Source organism: Caballeronia sp. LZ029, assembly GCF_031451275.1.
Classification (GTDB): Bacteria; Pseudomonadota; Gammaproteobacteria; order Burkholderiales; family Burkholderiaceae; genus Caballeronia; species Caballeronia jiangsuensis.
The window spans coordinates 1-21,434 of the sequence record NZ_JARUXO010000002.1 but is presented as its reverse complement, the minus strand read 5'-3'; the positions used below and the strand labels follow the sequence as shown (position 1 = coordinate 21,434).

At 62.4% G+C, this 21,434-nt stretch carries 23 protein-coding genes; 15 read left to right on the top strand and 8 right to left on the bottom strand.

Going from position 1 to position 21,434, the window contains the following annotated elements; genetic code table 11:
• Positions 1–28: 28 nt before the first annotated feature.
• A complete protein-coding gene (locus QCE73_RS15050; RefSeq protein WP_309882060.1) occupies positions 29–316 on the bottom strand; it encodes a DUF1634 domain-containing protein in 288 nt (95 codons plus the stop codon).
• Positions 313–1,179, bottom strand: coding sequence for a sulfite exporter TauE/SafE family protein (locus QCE73_RS15045; protein WP_309882058.1), 867 nt, complete (start codon positions 1,177–1,179; stop codon positions 313–315). The genes QCE73_RS15050 and QCE73_RS15045 overlap by 4 nt, the downstream gene beginning before the upstream one ends.
• A 135-nt stretch (positions 1,180–1,314) precedes the next feature.
• Between QCE73_RS15045 and QCE73_RS15040 the strand changes: the two genes are divergently transcribed.
• On the top strand, positions 1,315–2,196 hold the full coding sequence (locus QCE73_RS15040; RefSeq protein ID WP_309882056.1) for an IclR family transcriptional regulator: 882 nt from the start codon (positions 1,315–1,317) through the stop codon (positions 2,194–2,196).
• A 646-nt stretch (positions 2,197–2,842) separates the two neighbouring features.
• Here the strand turns inward: QCE73_RS15040 and QCE73_RS15035 are convergent.
• Positions 2,843–3,916 (bottom strand): porin, encoded by a 1,074-nt coding sequence (locus QCE73_RS15035; protein WP_035500200.1) that lies wholly within the window; start codon positions 3,914–3,916, stop codon positions 2,843–2,845.
• Between the two features lie 470 nt (positions 3,917–4,386).
• Here QCE73_RS15035 and QCE73_RS15030 point away from each other — a divergent pair, with 470 nt between their 5' ends.
• From QCE73_RS15030 to QCE73_RS14965, 14 genes are read left to right on the top strand one after another with little or no spacing between them, the layout of a single operon-like run.
• Positions 4,387–4,704 (top strand): non-heme iron oxygenase ferredoxin subunit, encoded by a 318-nt coding sequence (locus QCE73_RS15030; protein ID WP_035500201.1) that lies wholly within the window; start codon positions 4,387–4,389, stop codon positions 4,702–4,704.
• A 1-nt stretch (position 4,705) separates the two neighbouring features.
• Complete coding sequence (locus QCE73_RS15025; RefSeq protein WP_238295522.1) at positions 4,706–5,014, top strand: recombinase-like helix-turn-helix domain-containing protein; 309 nt, start codon at positions 4,706–4,708, stop codon at positions 5,012–5,014.
• A gap of 17 nt (positions 5,015–5,031) precedes the next feature.
• The gene (locus tag QCE73_RS15020) at positions 5,032–6,093 is read left to right on the top strand and encodes an aromatic ring-hydroxylating dioxygenase subunit alpha (RefSeq protein WP_309882052.1); all 1,062 of its coding nucleotides are present in this window, start codon (positions 5,032–5,034) and stop codon (positions 6,091–6,093) included.
• Positions 6,086–6,829: an SDR family oxidoreductase gene (locus tag QCE73_RS15015; protein WP_309882050.1), complete on the top strand. Its 744-nt coding sequence runs from the start codon at positions 6,086–6,088 to the stop codon at positions 6,827–6,829. The genes QCE73_RS15020 and QCE73_RS15015 overlap by 8 nt, the downstream gene beginning before the upstream one ends.
• Before the next feature lie 29 nt (positions 6,830–6,858).
• Positions 6,859–7,386 carry a cupin domain-containing protein gene (locus QCE73_RS15010; protein ID WP_035500207.1) on the top strand — a complete coding sequence of 176 codons (528 nt, stop codon included), beginning with the start codon at positions 6,859–6,861 and terminating at the stop codon, positions 7,384–7,386.
• A gap of 7 nt (positions 7,387–7,393) precedes the next feature.
• Positions 7,394–8,254, top strand: coding sequence for an alpha/beta fold hydrolase (locus tag QCE73_RS15005; RefSeq protein WP_309882048.1), 861 nt, complete (start codon positions 7,394–7,396; stop codon positions 8,252–8,254).
• The gene (locus QCE73_RS15000) at positions 8,251–9,111 is read left to right on the top strand and encodes an IclR family transcriptional regulator (RefSeq protein WP_309882047.1); all 861 of its coding nucleotides are present in this window, start codon (positions 8,251–8,253) and stop codon (positions 9,109–9,111) included. Before QCE73_RS15005 ends, QCE73_RS15000 begins: the two co-directional genes overlap by 4 nt.
• Positions 9,108–9,917 (top strand): SDR family oxidoreductase, encoded by an 810-nt coding sequence (locus QCE73_RS14995; protein WP_309882045.1) that lies wholly within the window; start codon positions 9,108–9,110, stop codon positions 9,915–9,917. Before QCE73_RS15000 ends, QCE73_RS14995 begins: the two co-directional genes overlap by 4 nt.
• Positions 9,910–11,577 (top strand): thiamine pyrophosphate-binding protein, encoded by a 1,668-nt coding sequence (locus QCE73_RS14990; RefSeq protein ID WP_309882043.1) that lies wholly within the window; start codon positions 9,910–9,912, stop codon positions 11,575–11,577. Before QCE73_RS14995 ends, QCE73_RS14990 begins: the two co-directional genes overlap by 8 nt.
• Positions 11,570–12,394 (top strand): aspartate dehydrogenase, encoded by an 825-nt coding sequence (locus QCE73_RS14985; RefSeq protein ID WP_309882041.1) that lies wholly within the window; start codon positions 11,570–11,572, stop codon positions 12,392–12,394. Before QCE73_RS14990 ends, QCE73_RS14985 begins: the two co-directional genes overlap by 8 nt.
• 15 nt (positions 12,395–12,409) lie before the next feature.
• The gene (locus tag QCE73_RS14980; protein WP_309882039.1) at positions 12,410–13,900 is read left to right on the top strand and encodes an aldehyde dehydrogenase; all 1,491 of its coding nucleotides are present in this window, start codon (positions 12,410–12,412) and stop codon (positions 13,898–13,900) included.
• Positions 13,901–13,910: 10 nt separating this feature from the next.
• A complete protein-coding gene (locus QCE73_RS14975; protein WP_035500218.1) occupies positions 13,911–14,876 on the top strand; it encodes a VOC family protein in 966 nt (321 codons plus the stop codon).
• On the top strand, positions 14,869–16,086 hold the full coding sequence (locus QCE73_RS14970; RefSeq protein ID WP_309882037.1) for an FAD-dependent oxidoreductase: 1,218 nt from the start codon (positions 14,869–14,871) through the stop codon (positions 16,084–16,086). Before QCE73_RS14975 ends, QCE73_RS14970 begins: the two co-directional genes overlap by 8 nt.
• Positions 16,087–16,114: 28 nt before the next feature.
• Positions 16,115–17,533, top strand: coding sequence for an MFS transporter (locus tag QCE73_RS14965; RefSeq protein ID WP_404989785.1), 1,419 nt, complete (start codon positions 16,115–16,117; stop codon positions 17,531–17,533).
• A gap of 129 nt (positions 17,534–17,662) precedes the next feature.
• On the opposite strand, the gene QCE73_RS14960 is transcribed toward QCE73_RS14965, so the two are convergent.
• The 5 genes from QCE73_RS14960 to QCE73_RS14940 form a co-directional block, all read right to left on the bottom strand.
• Complete coding sequence (locus tag QCE73_RS14960; protein WP_309883116.1) at positions 17,663–17,944, bottom strand: PAAR domain-containing protein; 282 nt, start codon at positions 17,942–17,944, stop codon at positions 17,663–17,665.
• A 249-nt stretch (positions 17,945–18,193) separates the two neighbouring features.
• A complete protein-coding gene (locus QCE73_RS14955) occupies positions 18,194–18,463 on the bottom strand; it encodes a PAAR domain-containing protein (protein WP_309883115.1) in 270 nt (89 codons plus the stop codon).
• 25 nt (positions 18,464–18,488) lie between these two features.
• The gene (locus QCE73_RS14950) at positions 18,489–19,412 is read right to left on the bottom strand and encodes a hypothetical protein (protein WP_309882036.1); all 924 of its coding nucleotides are present in this window, start codon (positions 19,410–19,412) and stop codon (positions 18,489–18,491) included.
• The gene (locus QCE73_RS14945; protein ID WP_309882034.1) at positions 19,409–20,275 is read right to left on the bottom strand and encodes a DUF2515 family protein; all 867 of its coding nucleotides are present in this window, start codon (positions 20,273–20,275) and stop codon (positions 19,409–19,411) included. Before QCE73_RS14945 ends, QCE73_RS14950 begins: the two co-directional genes overlap by 4 nt.
• 63 nt (positions 20,276–20,338) lie before the next feature.
• Positions 20,339–21,434: type VI secretion system baseplate subunit TssF (locus QCE73_RS14940; protein ID WP_309882033.1), on the bottom strand; the 1,096-nt coding region annotated here is incomplete at its 5' end.

The window sequence follows — 21,434 nt, the reverse complement described above, 5'->3', positions numbered from 1 at the left end:
CGTTACGTGTGTGCTTGTGGCGGGCGCGTCAGCCCGCGAGCGGCCCGAGACGCAAGCCGATCACGCAGCCCGCCGCGATCACGGCGAGCACCGTCGCGGCGATCGTCACATAGAGGTAGTTTCGATGCCGCGCGAACACGGCGAGCATCACGACGACGCGTAGCACCGGCAGCAGAATGAAGAGCGCGACGCCCGCGGTCAACGCCTTCGTGTCGAAGAGCAGTCCCGCGCCGATCAGCGCGCACGCGACCCATGTGCCGCACTGGAGAAAGCGGGCGAGCAGACGATCCATCGAAGCTGACGTGGCGCATTTCATCGACCGATGTACTCCATAAGATCGATGCCGAGACCCTGCATGAGCATCTGACACGCGACGAGCAGCAGCATCGACAGGAACAGCACGCGCAGACGTTCGCTGCGCATTTTCATCAGCACGCGCGCGCCCACGATCGCGCCGATCACTGAGCCGAGCGCGACTGGTCCCGCAATGGCGCTGACGATCTCGCCGCGCAGAAAATAGGCGCTCGCGCTCGCGGCGGCCGTCACGCCGATCATGAAGTTCGATGTCGCGGTCGATACCTTGATCGGCAGGCGCAGGGCGTTGTCCATCGCCGGAATCTTGAGGATGCCGCTGCCGATGCCGAGCAGCGCGGACACGAGTCCCGCCGCGACCATCAACGAGAGACCGGCGGGCACGCGCCGCACTTCATACGCGACATCGCGGCGCAGCGTGGTGTCTGGATAGCTCGAATGGAGATCGAGCGCGGCTGCGAGTCCTCGCGACGGAATCGGCCTCGACATGCCCGCCGTATCTTCGCGGCGAATGAACATCTGCCATGCCGACACGACCAGCACGCCCGCGAACAGAAAATCCAGCGCCGCCACGGGGACGATGCCCGCAAGCAGCACGCCCGTCAGCGCGCCGAGCGTGGTGCCGGTTTCGAGCACGAGGGCGAGCCGCACGTTCGTGAGGCCGCCGCGCAGAAAGGCCGCCGCGCCACCACATGAACACGCGATCACGGACACGATGCTCGTGCCGATGGCCGCGTGCATGTCAATATGGAAGAACATCGTGAGAATGGGCACGATGAACAGGCCGCTCGCCATGCCCAGCATGCCGCCCAACGCGCTCGCACCGACGCCCGCGCAGAAGAGCCAGAGGGTTGCTTCGAAGCTCATTGAATCTGCCTCGGAGAAGTATCGTCAGGGCATTAATATAACATGTCATAACAAGCAGCAAAAGCCACAGACGGATGAGGTCCGATCGTCTCGCGCTATGATTTGGCCATTGCACGACGACAACTAAAGCCAACCATGGCCCGACGAAGCAAACAGGAAGACACTCAGGCGCAAACCCTCGACACCACGGACGATGACGCATCGTCCGGCGGCGGTTCGAGCTATCTCGTGCCGGGCCTCGAACGCGGCTTGCGGATCCTGGCGGAATTCTCCGCGCGGGAGCCGGTGCTGGGCGCGCCCGAGTTGTCGCGGCGCATCGGCATTCCGCGCACGACGACGTTTCGTCTGCTGCAAACGCTCGAATCGCTCGGCTTTCTCGAACGTGTGAATGGCGACCGCAATTTCAGGCTGGGCGTCGCTGTGTTGCGGCTGGGCTTCGAATACGTGAACTCGCTCGAACTGACCGATCTCGGCACGCCGGTTCTGGAGCGTCTGCGCGATGCAACCGGTCTGTCGACGCATCTGCTGATCCGCGATCAGCGCGATGTCGTGTTCGTCGCGAAGGCGCAAAGTCATGAGCCGCTGTTCAGTTCGGTGAAGGTGCATGTCGGCACGCGGCTGCCCGCTCATGCGACGGTGCATGGACATGTGCTGATGGGCGATCTTTCGCTCGCGGCGCTCAAGGCGCTCTATCCTGAGGTTCAACTGGAAAAGTACACGGAGCGTACGCCCGCGACCGTCGATGAACTCTTCGAACGCGTGCAGGAGTGCGTGGCGCTCGGTTATGGATTGAGCGAAGCGTCGTTTGAACGCGGGATATCGGTGGTCACCGCGCCGGTGCGGGATCATTCCGGAGGGATCGTTGCGGCGGTGGCGGCGACCGTGCCGCGGTCGGATATCGGGGCGGATGATGAGAAGTCTCGGCTCGTCGAGACGATCTGTGGTGCTGCGGTTGAGCTTTCGATGCGGCTCAATTATCGGCCTTCGGCGGGTGATCGTACTGCTGCGCTGGGTTGAGGTTTTTTTTTCGCCGGATCCCGTTTTCGTGGCGGTCTATTAGCACTGCCCCTGTGCGGGGCGGCAGTCACTTTCTTTGCTGCTGCAAAGAAAGTAACCAAAGAAACAGCTATCCCCAGCCTAAGCACTTCACACCGGCCGCGGCACAGACGATTGGCTGAATGGCCCGGCTGTAGCGAGTGCCCCCGCAAGCAGACAAGGGCTTGGACCGCGCACGGTCTGACACATCGCACCACACAACAAACTGGTTCAGCACCAAATAGCTCCAGCCCGCTTCGCGGCCGATGGGTCAATCGGGTGTGCGCGCGCTTCTTCTCGAAGGTTTCCCTCATATACCCAACGGCAGCGCGTAGCGCTGTGCCGAAGCTATTTGGTGCTGAACCAGCGCCCTAAAACAACTAGCTTGTCAGACCGTGCGCGAGCCAAGCCCGATTGGGCCTTTGGGGGCGACACTTAGGCGAGTGCCATTGGCGGCTGGCAAGCATGGCCAACCTGCGTGTGACCGCGGGCGGTGAGAAGCTGCTTTCTTTGGTTACTTTCTTTGCAGCAGCAAAGAAAGTGACCCCCGCCCCGGGGAGGGGCAGTGCTAATAGACCACCACGATAACGGGATTCCACGCCAACGAGATCCCCCGAAAAAGCCCCCATCAAAACGAGTGATGAATCCCCGCCAGCACAATAACCTGATTCGCCGTACTCGAAACACCCGCAGTAAAGAACGCCGCCTTAGCACCACCAGTCGCGTGCTCATAAAGCGCATTCACATAAAGCTGCGTCGATTTCGACAACATATAGATATCGCCGATTTCGAACTGCGTCCACCGCCCGCCCGCGAAGGTCGTGGTAGCCGCGCCGCCAGCAATCCAGTTCCAGGCCACAGGCTTGAACGTAAGACCCGCATCGTACGACTGAAACGTATCGGACTGACCATTCGATTGCAGCTTCACGCGCGTATAAAGACCGTGCACGACGAACTTGCCGATTTCATATGAAGCGCCCGCGCCCATCACTTCCTGCTTGTCCGCCATATACGTCGCGGCAGGCTGACCCTGGAACGTCGTAAGACCGGTCGTCGCAATCGCGGGTGTCCGGTTGTGCTCGTTCGAATACGTGGCCGCCGCGCTGAACGGACCGTTCGCATACGTGATGCCGAAGCCGTAGTTGCGGCCCGTCGAGAAGTTCGTCGTGTTGCCGAGGCCCATCATCGCGCCTGCGGAAAAGCCATAAAAGTTCGCCGAGCGGAATTTCACCGAGTTGTCGTACGGCACGACGCCGGTGTCCGCGAGTTGGTCGATATTGCCCGGATGGAACGCATACCAGCTCGCCGCGAGATAGGCGGTAGAGAGCGGCCCGAGCATGTCGAAACTGAACGGCGTCTGATGACCGAGCGTCAGCGTACCTACGTTTTCCTGACTCAGCCCGAGATACGCCTGGCGATTCCAGAGCGTGCCCGCCTTCGCGAAGTTGCCCGTGTTCGTATAGAAGCCGTTCTCCAGTTGCGCAACCGTCTTCAGGCCGCCGCCCAGATCCTCGACGATGCGAAAGCCCCAACGGTCCGGCTGCATGTTGCCCTGCTCCTCCATCCATTTCGGATGGCCGCCGACGTTGTTGATATATGCGATGCCGGCATCGAGGCTGCCGTAAAGCGTGACTGTGCTTTGCGCGGCCGCGCCCGTAGCGACCCCGGCTCCGATGAGCCCCGCTGCAATGATGTGCTTCACCCTTCGTTCTCCTAACCGTGTGGTTCAAGGACGGGCCGTGCCCCCTCTCCCGTTCCCGCTTGTAGCCGTTATTGCGCTTTATCCCAGCTCCGATTGGCCGCGATTCGCGCCGTCCGGAAGGCATTCCGTCGATCTCGTTTTATGTTCCACCTATGGATCAACGTACTGCCTATGGAAAGTATAGTGAGGTTTCCAGCGCCAAAACAATAAATTTGAGATGACATCGGGTAGACCCTGAGGCACGTCCGATGCGTGTCGATCGTGGGAAAAAGAGCTTACGAATCAATGTCGAACGGGCGTTCTTACTTGTGAGCAAATGCACGGGCGATCTTTTAAACGGGCTCGATTCAGTGTTTTCACCTAGAGATTCATTTTTTTATTTTCTGAGGCTGAGACCACTCCTATAATGCCCATACACGAACTGATGTTCCTTTAGTGGAACACGGACGAACCAGAGGAAAGGGTGAAAGATGTCTGAACAATGGCGCTGCGCCGGACATGCCGGCGATCTGTCGGAAGACGCACCGATCGAATTCAAGCTCGATGACGGCGCGGAGATCGGTATCTACAAAGTGGGCGACGAGCTGTATGCGCTCGAGAACGTCTGCCCGCACGCATATGCACTGTTGACGCAGGGTTTCGTCGATGGCGACACCGTCGAATGCCCGCTGCACGAAGCGGTGTTTCACATCCCCACGGGCAAATGCCTGAAAGAGCCCGGCGGCCGCGACCTGAAGACGTATTCGGTGCGCCTCGCCGGCGAGGAAATCCAGATCAAGGTGGCGTGACATGGAAAAAGTCGTGAACTTCAACCCGAATCTCAAGCCGTGGCTCGCGCCGCAGCCGAACAACGTCGCCGGCAAGGGCGTGATCGAGAAGCCGGGTCAGACCGAGAACTTCATCTGGCAAACGCGCAAGGCCGAGCCCACGCAATACGAAAACGACTTCGGCGATGCGCTCGAACGCGTCTTCGAAGCGGGCGCGCTGGAACTGGAGCAAGTGGTCGCGGGCTTGAACAAGGACGGTTTCCGTACGCCGGAAGGCACCACGTGGACCGCCGAACGCCTCGCCGCCGAGTTGCGCACGCTCGCTGACTAAAGAAGGAGCTTTTCCCCATGACGTCCCCTCAGCAAACATCCGCCGCCGCCGATCCCGTTCAGGCTTATCTCGATCGCGGCTTGCGTAACTACTGGTATCCCGTCGCGCCGAGCTGGCAAGTGGCGAACGCGCCCATCGGCCTCACGCGCCTCGGCGATCAGATCGTGCTCTGGCGCGACAACGAAGGCAAAGTGCACGCGCTCGAAGACCGCTGCCCGCATCGCGGCGCGCGTCTGTCGCTCGGCTGGAATCTCGGCGGCAGCGTCGCATGCTGGTATCACGGCATCGAAATCGATGGCAGCGGCACCGTGCAGAAAGTGCCCGCCGTGTCGGCGTGCCCGCTCGAAGGTCAGAAGTGCGTGAAGTCGTATCCCGTCGAAGAACATGCGGGCGCGATCTTTCTCTGGTTCGGCGACGACGCCAATAAGGAACCCGCGCCGCTCGTGCTGCCGGAAGAACTCGTCGGCGACGAATACGCGAGCTTCCTGTGCATGTCGCACTGGAAGTGCAATTACCAGTACGCGATCGACAACGTGATGGACCCGATGCACGGTGCGTATCTGCACGCGACGTCGCACTCGATGGCCGAAGGCGACAAGCAGGCCGACATGCGCGTGCGCAAGACCGAAACCGGCCTCATGTTCGAGAAGGTGAATCAGCGCGACGTGAACTTCGACTGGGTCGAGCTCGGCGAAACCGGCTGCCTGTGGATGCGTCTCGCGATTCCGTACAAGAAGAAGTTCGGTCCGGGCGGCAACTTCGGGATCATCGGCTTCGCTACGCCCGTCGATGACGACAACTGCCAGGTCTATTTCTGGCGCACCCGGAAGGTGTCGGGATGGCAGCGCGATGCATGGCGTTTCCTGTATCGCAATCGTCTCGAAGGGCTGCATTGGGCCGTGCTGGAACAAGACCGCTACGTGCTCGAAAGCCTCGCGCCGGACGCGCGCAATCACGAATTCCTCTATCAGCACGATGTCGGCATGACGCGTGTGCGCCGCATGCTCAAGCAACGCGCGCAGCAGCATCTCGCCGCGCTCGACGCGCTGCCGAAGAACCCGGAGCACGCTCATGCGTGATGCGCTCGATGGCCGCCGCGTGCTCGTGACAGGCGGCGCTCGCGGACTCGGCGCGGCGTTCGTCAAAGCGCTCGTCGAGAGCGGCGCGCGTGTCGCGTTCGGCGATGTGCTGCATGCGGAAGGCGAGGCGCTCGCACGTGATCTGCCGAATGCGCACTTCTTCCCGCTCGATCTGAACGAGCCGCAGAGCATCGCCGCATTCGTCGAAGCAAGCGTGAAGGCGCTGGGCGGACTCGACGCCCTCATCAACAACGCCGCGATCACGAACTCGGGCGGGAAGTCCGCCGATGAACTTACGCCGCAAACGTGGGACGCCGTGATGAACGTCAACGTGCGCGGCTCGTGGCTCATGAGCGTCGCGTGCCTGCCGCATCTGAAGGAATCGGGGCGCGGCGCGATCGTGAATATCGCATCGGATACGGCGTTGTGGGGCGCGCCGAAGCTGCTCGCCTACGTCGCGAGCAAGGGCGCCGTGATCGCGATGACGCGTTCGCTCGCCCGCGAGTTCGGCGCGAGCAACGTGACCGTCAACGCAATCGCGCCCGGCCTCACGGAAGTGGAAGCCACCGCTTACGTGCCCGCCGAGCGCCACGAGTACTACCTCAAAGGCCGCGCACTGACGCGCGCGCAAACACCCGACGACGTGAACGGCCCCGTGCTGTTCCTGCTCTCGGATGCGGCGCGCTTCGTGACGGGCCAGTTGCTGCCGGTGAACGGCGGCTTCGTGATGAATTGATTCGCTCTACCTAGAACCTGGAGAAAGCAATGGCCGATGCAGACATCGAACGCAAATCGTGGGATCAGCCCGCCGACGCGAGCTTCGAGCAATGGATGGACTCGCGCGTCGCGCGCCTCGAAACGCGCCGCTACGACTGGGACGCGCTCAAGTTCCAGGCCGATTACGACCCGAAGTATCGCCGCGCGCAGATGCGCTATGTGGGCACGGGCGGCACGGGCGTCGCGAAGGACATGAACACGGTCCCCTCGGGCAGCTTCACGTTTTCGACGATGGTCATTCCCGCAGGCAACATCGGGCCGAGCCATATTCATATCGACGTCGAAGAGATTTTCTTCGTGCTGCGCGGAAAGATGAAGGTGGTCTGCGAGAAGGACGGACAGACGTGGGAAGCCGTGCTCGGCGAGCGCGATCTCATCTCGGTGCCGCCCGGCGTGTATCGCACGGAGATCAACATCGGCGAGGAAGACGCGCTGATGTGCGTGATGCTCGGCGCATCGAAGCCGATCACGCCGACATATCCGCCCGATTCGCCCTTGGCGAAGCTCAAACGCTGAGGCTGCGATGAACATCGAGACGCTTGCGCGCTTTCCGGACATGCACATCGATACCGCGCACGGCATCACGGCTTATCGCGAAGCAGGTGCGTCGCATCTGCACACCGTGCCCGTCGTGTTGCTGCACGGGATCGGGTCGGGCGCGGCGTCGTGGGTTCGGCAACTCGACGTGCTCGGCGCGAAGCGTCGCGTGCTCGCGTGGGATGCGCCGGGCTATGGCGCGTCCGCTCGCGTGGCGCATGAATCGCCGCTTGCTTCCGACTATGCGAATGCACTGCGCGCGTGGCTCGATGCGCTGAATATCACGCGTTGCGTGCTCGTCGGTCATTCGCTCGGCGCGATCGTCGCGGGCTCGTTTGCCGCAAATGCGCCGGAGCGTGTCGCGGGCTTGCTGCTGATATCGCCCGCTGCGGGTTACGGCGCTGCATCGAAGCAACTGCGCGAATCGAAACGCGATGCGCGTTTGAAGATGCTGAACGAGCTCGGTCCGCAAGGACTCGCACGCGAGCGCAGCGCGAACATGGTTTCGCAATACGCCGATGACACCGCGCGCGAATGGGTCCGCTGGAACATGGCGCGCATCGTCCCCGAAGGTTACGCACAAGCGACGCATCTGCTCGCGAACGCGGACCTCGCAGCGGATGTCGCGCGCTTTCATGGACGCATCGCGGTGGCGGTCGGCGCGGAAGACGCGATCACGCCGCCCGCCGCGTGCGCGCCCATCGCGCAGGCCGCGCATGTCAGCCTGCAAGTCATGCCGCGTGCCGGACACGCGGGTTATGTCGAATCACCCGCCGCCTATACGGCGCTGATCGATTCGTTTTGCCAGGGCATCGAATGTCACATGAAAGACGGAGTACCGCAATGACATCCATCGCCACCGAAGACGCCGACAAGGGCGAACCGACTTACATCGTGCCGGGCCTCGAACGCGGACTGAAGATCCTCACCGAGTTCTCGCCGCGCGAACCCGTGCTCGGCGCGCCGGAACTGTCGCGACGCCTCGGCATTCCGCGCACGACGGTTTTCCGGCTGCTGCAAACGCTCGAATCGCTCGGCTTTCTGGAGCGCGCCGACAAGGACCGCAACTATCGCCTGGGAGTGGCCGTCCTGCGTCTCGGCTTCGAATACCTGAGCTCGCTCGAACTGACCGATCTCGGCCTGCCGATCATCGAAGCGTTGCGCGATGCGACCGGCCTCACGAGTCACATCCTGATTCGCGATGGCCGCGATGTCGTGTTCGTGGCGAAAGCGCAGAGTCATGCGCCGATCTTCAGCTCGGTGAAGGTGAACGTCGGCACGCGCCTGCCCGCGCATGCCACCACGCACGGTCACGTTCTGATGGGCGATCTCTCGCTCGATGAATTGCGCGCGCTCTATCCGGAACAGCATCTGGAGCGCTTCACGAAGTCGACGCCTGAGACCGTGGAAGAACTCTTCGAGCGCGTGAAAGAGGACGCCGAACGCGGCTACGCGACGAGTCAATCGTCGTTCGAGCGCGGCATTTCGGTCGTCACCGCGCCGGTTCGCAACGACACGGGGCGCATCGTCGCCGTCATCACGACGACGATCCCGCGTCCGGAAATCGATGCCGCATTGCTCGGCAGCGGCCTCATCGACAAGGTTCGCGAAGCCGCCGATGCGCTCTCGATGCGTCTCAACTATCGTCCGGCCGCGCGCGCTTCAGCGTCGAGCCGATACATGAAGTCTCTGGGGTTGCAATGATTCAGATCGATCTTTCAGGGCAGGTCGCGGTCGTGACCGGCGGATCGTCGGGCATCGGCTACGCGACGGCGCGTTTGTTTTTGCAAGCGGGCGCGTCAGTCGCCATCTGCGGACGAGACGGCGAACGGCTCGAAGCCGCACAAGCCGCGCTCGCCAAGGAATTTCCGCAAGCGCAATTGCTCGCGTCACGTTGCGATGTGCTCGACGAAAACCAGGTGAATGCCTTCGCGTCACGCATCGAGGAACGCTTCGGCCGCGTCGACATGCTGGTGAACAACGCGGGACAAGGCCGCGTGTCCACCTTCGCCGATACGACCGACGACGCCTGGCGCGACGAACTGGAGCTGAAGTACTTCAGCATCATCCGTCCGACGCGCGCCTTTCTGCCGATGCTGAAAGACGCGCCCTCGCCCGCGATCGTCTGCGTGAACTCACTGCTCGCGTTGCAGCCGGAGCCGCACATGGTGGCGACTTCATCGGCGAGAGCGGGCGTGCTGAGCCTCGTGAAATCGCTCGCGACGGAACTCGCGCCGCAACGCATCCGCGTGAATTCGATTCTGATCGGCATCGTCGAATCGGGGCAGTGGAAGCGGCGTTACCAGGACTATTTCCAACAGGCGCAAGAGCCGCGTCAAAGCTGGCAGGAATGGACCGGCGAACTCGCGCGCAAGAAGAACATTCCGCTCGGCCGCTTCGGGCTTCCCGAAGAAGCGGCGCAGGCGCTCTTTTATCTCGCAACAACGCTGTCGTCGTACACGACCGGCAGCCATATCGATGTTTCCGGAGGCTTTGCTCGTCATGTCTAAGAAAACCACGGTCGGCGAACTGATCGCCGCGTTCCTCGAACAATGCGGTGTGCGCACGGCGTTCGGCGTGATCTCGATTCACAACATGCCGATCCTCGATGCGATCGGCCGTCGCGGCAATATCCGCTATGTCGGCGCACGCGGCGAAGCGGGCGCGCTGAACATGGCCGATGGCCTCGCGCGTGTCTCGGGCGAACTGGGCGTCGCGTTCACGTCGACGGGCACCGCCGCCGGCAACGCGGCGGGCGCGATGGTCGAAGCCCTGACCGCGGGCACGGCGCTGCTGCATGTCACGGGGCAGATCGAAACCGAATATCTCGATCAGGACCTCGCGTATATCCACGAAGCGCCCGATCAGTTGTCGATGCTGCAATCGATCTCGAAGGCCGCGTTCCGGGTGCGCACGGTCGAAACCGCATTGCCGACGATCCGCGAAGCCGTGCGCGTCGCGCTGACCGCGCCTGCGGGTCCGGTGAGCGTCGAGATTCCGATCGACATCCAGGCCGCCGAAATCGAATGGCCCGCCGATCTGGCCGCTCCGCACGTCGGCGCCCTCACGCACGACAGCCTGCGCGTGAAGCAACTCGCCGATGCGCTCACGAACGCGAAGCGCCCGCTGCTGTGGCTCGGCGGCGGCACGCGTCATGCGCGCGGCGCAGTCGAGCGGCTGGTGAAGCTCGGCTTCGGCGTGGTGACGAGCGTGCAGGGACGCGGCGTGCTGCCGGAAGATCATCCGGCGACGCTCGGCGCGTTCAACGTGCATCCGTCGGTCGAAGCGTTCTACAAGACGTGCGATGCGCTCGTCGTCGTCGGCTCGCGTCTGCGCGGCAACGAAACGCTGAAGTACAAGCTCGCGCTGCCGCAACCGCTCTATCGCATCGACGCCGATGCGCTCGCCGACAGCCGTGGCTATCGCAACGAACTGTTCGTGCATGGCGACGCATCGCGCGTGCTCGACGAACTCGCGACGCTGCTCGAAGGCCGCATCCGTATCGATCCGGCGTTCGCGGGCGATCTCGCCGCCGCGCGCGAAACGGCGGTCGCGGAAGTATCGAAGGGACTGGGGCCGTACAAGCGTCTCGTCGATTCGCTGCAACGCGCGGTCGGCCGCGATTACAACTGGGTCCGCGACGTGACGATCTCGAACAGCACGTGGGGCAATCGCCTGCTGAAGATCTTCAATCCGCGTGCGGGCGTTCATGCGCTCGGCGGCGGCATCGGCCAGGGCATGCAGATGGCGATCGGCGCGGCGCTTTCGGGCGCGGCGAAGAAGACCGTCGCGCTCGTCGGCGATGGTGGCCTGATGGTCAATGTCGGCGAACTCGCCACGGCCGTGCAGGAGAAGGCGAACGTGATGATCGTGCTGATGAACGATCAATGCTATGGCGTCATCCGCAACATTCAGGACGCGCAGTACGGCGGACGCCGCATGTTCGTCGATCTGCATCAGCCGGATTTCGCGCAGTTCTGCGCGAGCCTCGGCCTCGCGCATCGCCGCATCACGTCGCTCGATCAGACCGATGACATCGTGCGCGAAGGCCTCGCCATCGACGGTCCGGTGCTCGTCGAAGTGGACATGCTGTCGGTCGGCTCGTTCGCGACCGCGTTCGCAGGCCCGCCGGTGAAGAAGGAAGAGCCGAAGGAGCCGGAATATGCGTGATCCCCGTCGCGCACAGCACGCGATCGACATCGCGATGATCGGCTTCGGCGCGATCGGCAGGGCGGTGTTCCAGGCGCTCGATAACGATCCGCTCGTGCGCATCTCGCATGTCATCGTGCCGGAGCACGATCGCGATCACGTGCGCTCGGTGCTCGGCGATCACGTCGATGTCGTGTCGCACGTCGATGCGCTCGCGAGCCATCCCGAGTTCGCGCTCGAATGCGCGGGACACGCGGCGCTCGTCGATCACGTCGTGCCGCTGTTGAAGTCGGGCACGGATTGCGCGGTCGCATCGATCGGCGCGCTGTCCGAAGCCGGCCTTCTCGATGCGCTCTCCCGCGCCGCCGATGAAGGCGCGGCCACGATCACGCTGTTGTCGGGCGCGATCGGCGGCGTCGATGCGCTCGCCGCGGCGAAGGAAGGCGGTCTCGACGACGTGCAATACACGGGCCGCAAGCCGCCGCTCGGCTGGCTCGGCACGCCCGCCGAAAGCGTGTGCGATCTGAGGTCGCTGACGGCCGAGAAGGTCATCTTCGAAGGGACCGCACGCGATGCCGCGCGGCTCTATCCGAAGAACGCGAACGTCGCGGCGACCATCGCGCTGGCCGGGCTCGGGCTCGACGGCACGCGCGTGCGGCTGATCGCCGATCCGGCCGTCGAGCGCAACGTGCATCGCATCGTCGCGCGCGGCGCGTTCGGCGAGATGTCGCTCGAAATGTGCGGCAAGCCGCTGCCGTCGAATCCCAAGACATCCGCGCTCACCGCGTTCAGCGCGATCCGTGCGTTGCGCAATCGCGCCGCGCGCTGCGTCATCTGAAGGAGTTTTTGAACGATGAATCATCCCGACACTTCGCTCGTGACGTCCGGCGATATCTTTATCGGCGGCGAATGGCGCCAGGGGCGTGGCAATCAGTACGCGAGCATCTATCCCGCCGATCAGAGCGTCAACGCGGAAATCAGCACGGCGAACGCCGACGATGCGCGCGAAGCCGTCGAGATCGCGGATCGCGCTTATAGAAAGGCCGACTGGGCCGGATTGAAGCCGCATCAACGGGCCGCCGTTCTGCATCGCATCGCAGGTCTGATCGAAGCGCGCCACGAAGCGCTCGCGCAATTGCAGCGCCGCGACAACGGCAAGCCGATCAGCGAAACGCGCGCGCTCGTCACGAGTGCGGCGAGCACGTTCCGCTACTTCGCGTCGTGCCTCGAAACGCTCGAAGAAGAACTCACGCCCTCGCGCGGCGACTATCTGACGATGAGCGTGCACGAGCCGCTCGGCGTCATCGCGGCGATCACGCCGTGGAATTCGCCGATCGCTTCCGACGCGCAGAAGCTCGCGCCCGCGCTCGCCGCCGGCAACGCCGTCGTGCTGAAGCCCGCCGAAGTAACGCCGCTCGCATCGCTCGCACTTGCGCGCATCTGCGAGGAAGCGGGCGTGCCGAAGGGCGTCGTCAGCGTGTTGCCGGGCAAAGGTTCCGTGATCGGCGATGCGCTCGTGCGGCATCCGCTCGTGAAGAAGGTCGCGTTCACGGGCGGCACGGAAGTCGGTCGCGGCATCGCGCGGCTGGCCGCCGAGAAGCTGATGCCGGTGTCGCTCGAACTCGGCGGCAAGTCGCCGACCATCGTGTACGCCGATGCCGATCTCGATCACGCGGTGAACGGCGTGCTTTACGGCATCTTCAGTTCGTCGGGTGAATCGTGCATCGCGGGTTCGCGGCTCTTTGTCGAGCGCAAGGTGTACGGCGAGTTCATGGCGCGGCTCGTCGATGGCGCGAGGAAGCTGCGCGTCGGCGACCCGACGCGCGAGAACACGCAGATGGGCCCGCTCATCACGGGACAGCATCGCGAAAGCATCGAGCGCTTCGTCGCGCTCGGTCTCGAAGAAGGCGGCACGCTCCTGTGCGGCGGCGAACGTCCCACGGGCGACGGCCGCGAGAAAGGCTTCTTCTATCTGCCGACGATCATCGAAGGTCTTAGCAACGATGCGCGCATGTGTCAGGAAGAGATCTTCGGACCGGTGCTCGCCGCCCTGCCCTTCGACGACGAAGCCGCGCTGCTCGACCAGGCGAACGACAGCGTGTTCGGCCTCGCGGCAGGCATCTGGACGCGGGACTACAAGCGCGCGTGGAAGATGTCGCGTGCATTGAACACCGGCACGGTCTGGATCAACACCTACAAGCAGTTTTCGATTTCGACGCCTTTCGGCGGCTGGAAAGACAGCGGCATGGGACGCGAGAAAGGCCGTCTGGGCCTGCGCGAATACATGCAGCAGAAGAGCCTGTACTGGGGCTTGAACGATGCCCCGCTGCCGTGGGCGAACTGAAGGAGTTGCCATGACGATTCTCGGCATTGAACGAATCACCTACGGCGTGACGGACCTCGACACCTGCCGGCGCTTTTTCGCCGACTGGGGCCTGAAAGAAGTCGCGCACGACGAAACGCGCGCGCGTTTCGAAACCCTGAACGGCTGCGAAGTGCTGCTCGCGCTGTCCGATGACCCCGCGCTTCCGCCCGCCTTCGAAGGCGGTCCGACGCTGCGCGAAGTCACGTGGGCCGTCGCGACGCGCGAAGAACTCGACGCATTGCGCGGACGCTTCGCGGGCCAGCCCGGCCACGTCGAAACGGATGACGCGGTCGGCTGCATCGACCCGAACGGCATGGCGATTCGCGTCGAAGTCACGAAGAAGCGCGACATCGACGTGAAGGGCTCGCCTTCGAACGTGTGGGGCCAAACCCTGCGCGTCGATACGCCGAGTCCCGTGTACGAACGCGCGGAGCCGGTGGAAGTGGGACACGTCGTGTTCTTCACGAACTGTGTCGCGGAGCAGGAGAAGTTCTATCACGAGCTGCTCGGCTTCGAGACATCGGATCGATATCCGGGCCGCGGCGCGTTCATGCGCTGCGCGCCGCACGGCGGTCATCACGACCTGTTTCTTTTGCAATTGCCCGATGGCAAGCGCGGCCTGAATCACGTCGCGTTCACCGTGCGCGATATCCACGAAGTATTCGGCGGCGGCCTGCACATCAGCCGCTGCGGCTGGACGACACAACTCGGGCCGGGACGTCATCCGGTTTCGTCGGCGTACTTCTGGTACTTCAAGAATCCGGCGGGCGGACTCATCGAGTATTACGCCGATGAAGACGTGCTCACGCCCGAATGGCAGCCGCGCGATTTCGAGCCCGGCCCGACCGTGTTCGCGGAATGGGCCGTCGATGGCGGTCTCGACGGCAACACGCGCCGCCAGAAAGACGCGAAGGCGCCGGAAGGCAAGTTCATGACGGAGCGCAAAAATGGCTGATCTTCAAACGGTCGTGGTGATCGGTGGCGGACAGGCGGCGGGCTGGATCGTGAAAACGCTGCGCAAGGAAGGCTTCGACGGCCGCCTCGTGATGATCGCCGACGAGATTCATCTCCCTTATGAGCGCCCGCCGCTGTCGAAGGCCGTGCTCGCGGGCGATGCGGATATCGACACCGTGCGGCTCGTCGATCACGACGCGTTCGCCGAGCTGAACGTCGAAGCGTGGCAGCCGGAATGCGCGGCATCGATCGATCGCGACGCGCGCATCGTGCGCACCGCGAGCGGACGCGAAGTGCGCTACGACCGCCTCGTCATCGCGACGGGCGGCGCGGCGCGGCGTCTGCCGGCGTCGCTCGTGAAGACTTCGCATCTCGCCTATCTGCGCACGCTCGACGACGCGATGCTCATCGGCAAGCGTCTGCGCGAAAGCCATAGCAAGCGGCTCGTCGTGATCGGCGGCGGATGGATCGGCCTCGAAGTCGCGGCGACCGCGAAGAAGCTCGGCGTCGACGTGACGGTGATCGAAGGCGCGCCGCGTCTGTGCGGACGTTCGGTGCCTGAGAGCGTGTCCGATTTTCTGTTGAAGCTGCATCGCGACAACGGCGTCGATGTGCGGCTCAATGCTTCGCTCGTGTCGCTCGATGACTTCGGCAACGGCGTGCGCGCGCAACTCGCAGACGGCACGACGGTCGATGCCGATTTCGCGGTCGCGGGCATCGGATTGACGCCGCATACGGCGATTGCCGAGCGCGCGGGCATCGACGTGAACGATGGCATCGTCGTCGATGAATTCGGCGCGACGAACGATGCGCATGTGTTCGCGTGCGGCGACGTCGCCAATCATCCGAACGCGTGGCTCAAGCGCCGCGTGCGCCTCGAATCGTGGGCGAACGCGCAGAACCAGGCGATCGCGACGGCGCGCGCGGTGCTCGGCGTGCGCACGCCGTATGCCGAGATTCCGTGGTTCTGGTCGGATCAGTACGACGTGAACCTACAGATTCTCGGCGACATTCCGGCGGGCGCGGTGCCGGTCGTGCGCGGCGATCTGGACGCGCGTCGCGCGTCGCTGTTCTTCTTCGAGGGCGATGCATTGCGCGGCGTCATCGCGATCAACGCGACGCGCGATCTCAAGGTCGCGAAGAAATGGATGAGTCAGGGGCGCGCGGTCGATATTGCAGCGCTCGCGGACACCGCGAAAGCACTCGCATAACACACAGACGGGAGCAGGCATGAGGAGCATGGGCAATACGGCCGTTCAACACGGCGGCACCGCCACGACAGTCGCCGACGCGGCCACTGCCGCTCACGCGGTCACGAAGGGATCGATCATCGCGCGCATCGAGCGGCTGCCCGCCAACGCGATGCAGGTGCGCGCGCGTATTCTGATCGGCGCGGCGACCTTCTTCGATGGCTTCGATGTCATCGTCATCGCGGCGACGCTGCCGCTGCTCATCCAGAAATGGGGGCTTACGCCGGGGCAGGTCGGCTTTCTGATCGCGTCGGGCTCGATCGGGCAACTGATCGGCGCGTTCCTGTTCCCGTCGCTCGCGGAACGCTATGGGCGCGTGCGGTCCATCGCGTGGAGCTCGGGCATCATCGGCCTGACGAGCATCGCGTGCGGTTTCGCGCCTTCGTTCGCGGTGTTCGTCGCGTTGCGCATCGTGCAGGGGCTCGGGCTGGGCGGCGAGTTGCCGGTCGCGGCGACGTACATCAACGAGATCACGCGTGCGCATGGACGCGGCCGTTTCGTGCTGCTCTATGAGATCGTGTTTCCGATCGGCCTGCTCGCATCGAACGCGCTCGGCGCGTGGATCGTGCCGCGCTTCGGCTGGGAAGTGATGTACTTCATCGGCGGCGTGCCGCTCCTGCTGTTCTTCCTGCTGCGCACGCTGGTGCCGGAATCGCCGCGCTGGCTCGGCGAGCGCGGTCGCATGAGCGAAGCCGGCGACGCGCTCAACGCGTTCGAAGCCACCGTGAAGCAGCCGCTGCCGCCGATCGGCAATCTCGCCGAGTTCGAAGCGATGGCGAACCGTCACCCGAAGCGCCGCCGCCTCGATCTGATCGGCCCGGCGTATCTGAAGCGCACGATCGCGGTCGCGCTTCTGTGGATGACGTGCGGCGTGATTCAGTACGGCCTCTCGACGTGGCTGCAGACGATCTACAAGACCGTCTATCACGCGCCGTTGCAACTCGCGCTGAATCTGGCGGTGGCGGCGTCCGTGCTCGGCGTGATCGGCTCGCTGACGTGCGCGCTGATCGTCGACAAGGTCGGGCGCAAGCCGGTCATCAACTGGTCGTTCGTGTTGTGCGCGGTGTCGCTGGTGTGTGCGGGCGTGTTCGTCATGCAGTCGGTGTATGTGGTCGCGACGTTCTGCGCGCTCGCGCTCGGCTTCATGGCATGCGGCTTCATCACCGCTTATGTCTATACGCCCGAGCTTTATCCGACGAGCATCCGCGCGTTCGGATGCGGCCTCGGCGGCGCATGGCTCAAGATCGCGGCGATCTTCGCGCCGGCGCTCGTCGGCAAGACGTTGATGGGCGGGAATATGAATGTCGCGTTTTATGCGCTGGCTGTGGTGCCGCTGGTTGCGGCCGTCGCGGTGCATTACATGGGCATCGAGACGAAGGGGAAGGTGCTGGAGCAGCTTGAGGTTTGATGCTTTCTTTTCAGGCCCGGCGGGTTGCACCGCCGGGGCTGAAATTTTGGCGTTACTGGAATTTCACGGGGACGGGGCGCGTCAGCAGATCGACGTAGAAGTTGAAGAATCGATCGTTGTCGTAGCGCGTCAGTCGCCCACGGCTGCCGACACACTTCCGATAAGCGTGCACCCACATTCTGTACGATGCCCGTGCAAAGCAACGGGCCGATCACCGACAATGAAGGTTGGATCCGCTTCAATGATCTTGTTGAGTCCATGCGGGCGACCGTCCGGATACTTTTCCGGGCAATCGACGAGATCATGCAGGCGGCCAATTGGTTTATCGCCGATCGTATGCGTCTCCGAGCCGGTAATGACCTTGCCTCCGTGAGAAGTGACGTCACCGACTACAATTATTTGCAGGGGCATATCGAATTCCATTGTGGATTGGTTGTACGTTTCATCCGGTCGTTACCGCGAGGAGCTTTTCGTGGTTGCGGGCAATGTCATCCCAGACAGCCGTCGCCTGATGCCGTTTGGATAGCATAGTCCACGCCCGGAAGTGGCTTGCCACCGGGCGAAAGCACGCGGAACATGTGGTCGTTCGCCTGCACGTCCGGAACCCCCTGCGGGCTCACGCCCATCGGTTTGGACGGCAGGTTCTTCGCCCGGGCTCTACTAACCTGCGTCAGCAAGTCGTGCGATCAACACCGCACCACATGTCGTCACATGACCCTCAAGTGCAACAGGCGCACCGAAATCCAGGCTACCCTCATGTCCCTGCGCAATTTCGAATAAGTGAGGCGCGCATTTGGGACAGGTCACCTTATCGCCCTTACGCGCAATCGGAATTTCCGCACGGCTCCAGGTCGACGAAGGGCTGCCTGAAATAACGCGGCCACCGTGGCTGGTCGTGTCACCGACCACGATTTGCGCGCTGCCGTTCATTGTTGCCCGTTCCATTCAGATATCCTTATTTCGTTCTATCCGAAGTGACTTGCAATGCTTTGATCGGTGGATCCTGATAAGTGGTGTCGATCGTATAGCCCGCCGTTCGCAATTCGGCCTCAGTCTTGAGACGATACTTGTGATACTTTGCAAGTTCGGCGGGAATTAGCGCCTTCCAGTTGTCGATTCTCTCCGGATCACCACCGAACCCACCGAAATACCCGATGCCAAAGAAAGCATATTCACTCTCGGCCTTTATACCAAGCAAATAGGTGCTTTTTCCAACGAAGCCGCCCATGTTACTTTCGTCGACGACGACTTCGAGATACACGCCATCTGCCTGGAACAACCATGTTGGGCGACTTCCTAGGACCGACTTCCATTCTTCCATTGTTGGCGTGTAGGTCGAGTCAAGCGAGTAAATGGTTCGTCCCTTCGGGGATGAGCCAAATTGCCAAGCTTCCTTACCTTTTAGACGAGGTAAAGTCACAGGAATGTAACGCTTCCATCCCGCTGCGCGTAGTTGAGCGAGGAGACTCATAACCCGATCACGGGCGGCTTCATGTGTATCGGCCTGTTCAGGGCTTACGCCAAAGCTGATGCTCCAATCATAAATCCCCTCTGGCACGTCTTTGTCCGCGAAACCAAGCACAGACAAGACATTGTCTACGACAAAGTTATATGGTACGTGGGCAAACTCCACGGTACCAAGGTTACCCCTTGTCCAGTTGTGTTGGTAGAAAGTTGTACCCGATGGGTGATTTTCGACACTCGAACCCGGGCCATTCAGATCTGAAAGCTGCGGATTGCCGAGTCGAATTAGTTTGCGTGGTGAAAGCATATATTCGCTGTGTTTAGATATACGCTGACCGTTCGAGGACTGAACGGCGGCCCAGGTACCCAGGAGGATTGCAATAGTCAGCAGGACGAGAGTAGAAATTTTCTTCATGGAGTATCTGTTTCGCCCCCCCAAGATTTGATCGCAGAAAGATACGTGATCATTTTTTCAGTCTGATTCTGCATAAGCCCATGATATTTCGTGGCAGCTCCTACAATCCAACTCATACGCTGCTGATAATCTTCAAGCACCATTCTATCCGGCGCATCGGATCGAAATTCAATGTCATCGGTCTTGTACTCTGAAGTTAACACGAGTTGAAGATTTGGCACCAGTGCGCGGATAACGGGTATCAATGCCTTGTCTGCGCCATCAGCGGATAGGCCGTAATTCATCATTTCCGCAGAAGTCTCAATCGAATTCCTGATTGCGGAATCGTCCGATACTGCCAGCGCCCCTCGCTGTCCCTTCAACCACCATTGGAACTTCGGATCGTCGTAGATCAGGCCTTGAAGCACTTCACCTTGTTCATGCTGCGCAATTGCTATCAAATGGGCGAAGGAGTATTTAGCCTTTGACTTCGAATCTCCGGCTGATTCCCACCCGGAAACGGCATCAAATCCATCTTTCACGATCGGCGTCTGTTTCAAGTAGCCCAGCTTCGCCTTCTTCTCTCCCGTCTTGCCATCAACCACATAGGGAATCTTGTCGATCGATTCGGCATGTCCCTTCTGCCGCATGAAATTGGTCTTGACCTGATCGACGAAATTCTCGCTGTTGCGCGACGCCGCACATGCCTCGAACGAGTCAGCGGCATAAGCATAGAACCAAGGCAGCACATCGTTGAAGAGCCACAGGTTGCCGAGCGCCTCGACGCCGCTCACACGCTGCGCGATGAGCACATCCGCGCCGCCCCAGGTGGGCAGCGCCTTGCACGCCACGTTCAGTGTGCGGCTTTGTAGCGGATTGAACATCTGATGCTTCTTCCTGATTTTTTGTTTGAATTCACGATGTGGGCGGGCATTTGAGCCGTCGCGTCAAATCGCTCCACGCGTGCCCGCTCGAGGCGGCCAACTGGCGATACGCCCACGCCGGGTCGACCGCAGCAGCGTCCTGGTGTACGAGTGGCCGGACACATGCCGGGCCAGGTAGTGCTCCAGTACCAGCCCCAGCGCGTAAGGACTCATGCCGTCGAAACCGTCTTCGTCGAAGGTGAGCGCGCATTCGAGCGCGCGTACCACGGGCGGCACGCTGCCTGCCATCACGCAATTGACCGGCGTAAGCGTGGCAGCCGTCAGGCTCTCGACCTGACGCGCGAGGCCAGCCCGATCCTCGGGCGCGTAAAGCCGCAGCAAGCTGCGCAAGCCCTCGCCCGGATTCGGCTCGTCGTAGGGATCGTCGAAGTGCGCATATTCGATGTTCAACTGGGCATACATCTGCCACGCCTTGCGCCCCGCGGCGAGCGGCGGCATCGAGCGACTGGGCGCACGCACCAACCCCACGCTGGAGAACGGCGCCGATTCCGGCAGACTCAGATCGTTCACGCCGTTGCACTGCAGGCGCCCCGGAAGATCCCGGTTGGTCAGCCACGCATCGAGCGACAGATAGTTGATCCGGCCATCCTCGCCGTTATGGCTGGATGCATCCGGCGCGTAGGGCCGTCCGTCACGGCCGACCAGAGACAAGTACGAATCGGTGCTGATGTACGGCGTGCGCGTATCGTAGGAACGTCCTTTGGTCGTGCTGAGGTGCTGCTCTCGACGCACCGTGAAATAGCGTCCATGCTCTGCCTCGTCGCGCAACTGCGCCTCGTGAAGCGGATAGAAAGGCAGTTCCTCCGAGTCCCCTTCGATATCAGTCTGACCAATGGCCCGTTCCACCGAATGAACTTCGTAGTCCAGCGGCTTGTTCTCGACCGGCACGAGCCGCGCTTGGCCGTCGCCCTGTTTCAGCTTCGCGGGTGCGGTGCGGACCTTGAACAGATTCACCACCGGAACGCAGAACAGGGCGAACGTCGAGGCATCCACGTGCGGCGACAGTTCACTCGTGGCGCGGTCCAGCAGCACGATGATCTCGGCCTCGTCCCCGTCAATGCGCGCGAGTCCGGCTTCGAGCCCCGTCAGGGTGAAAAAA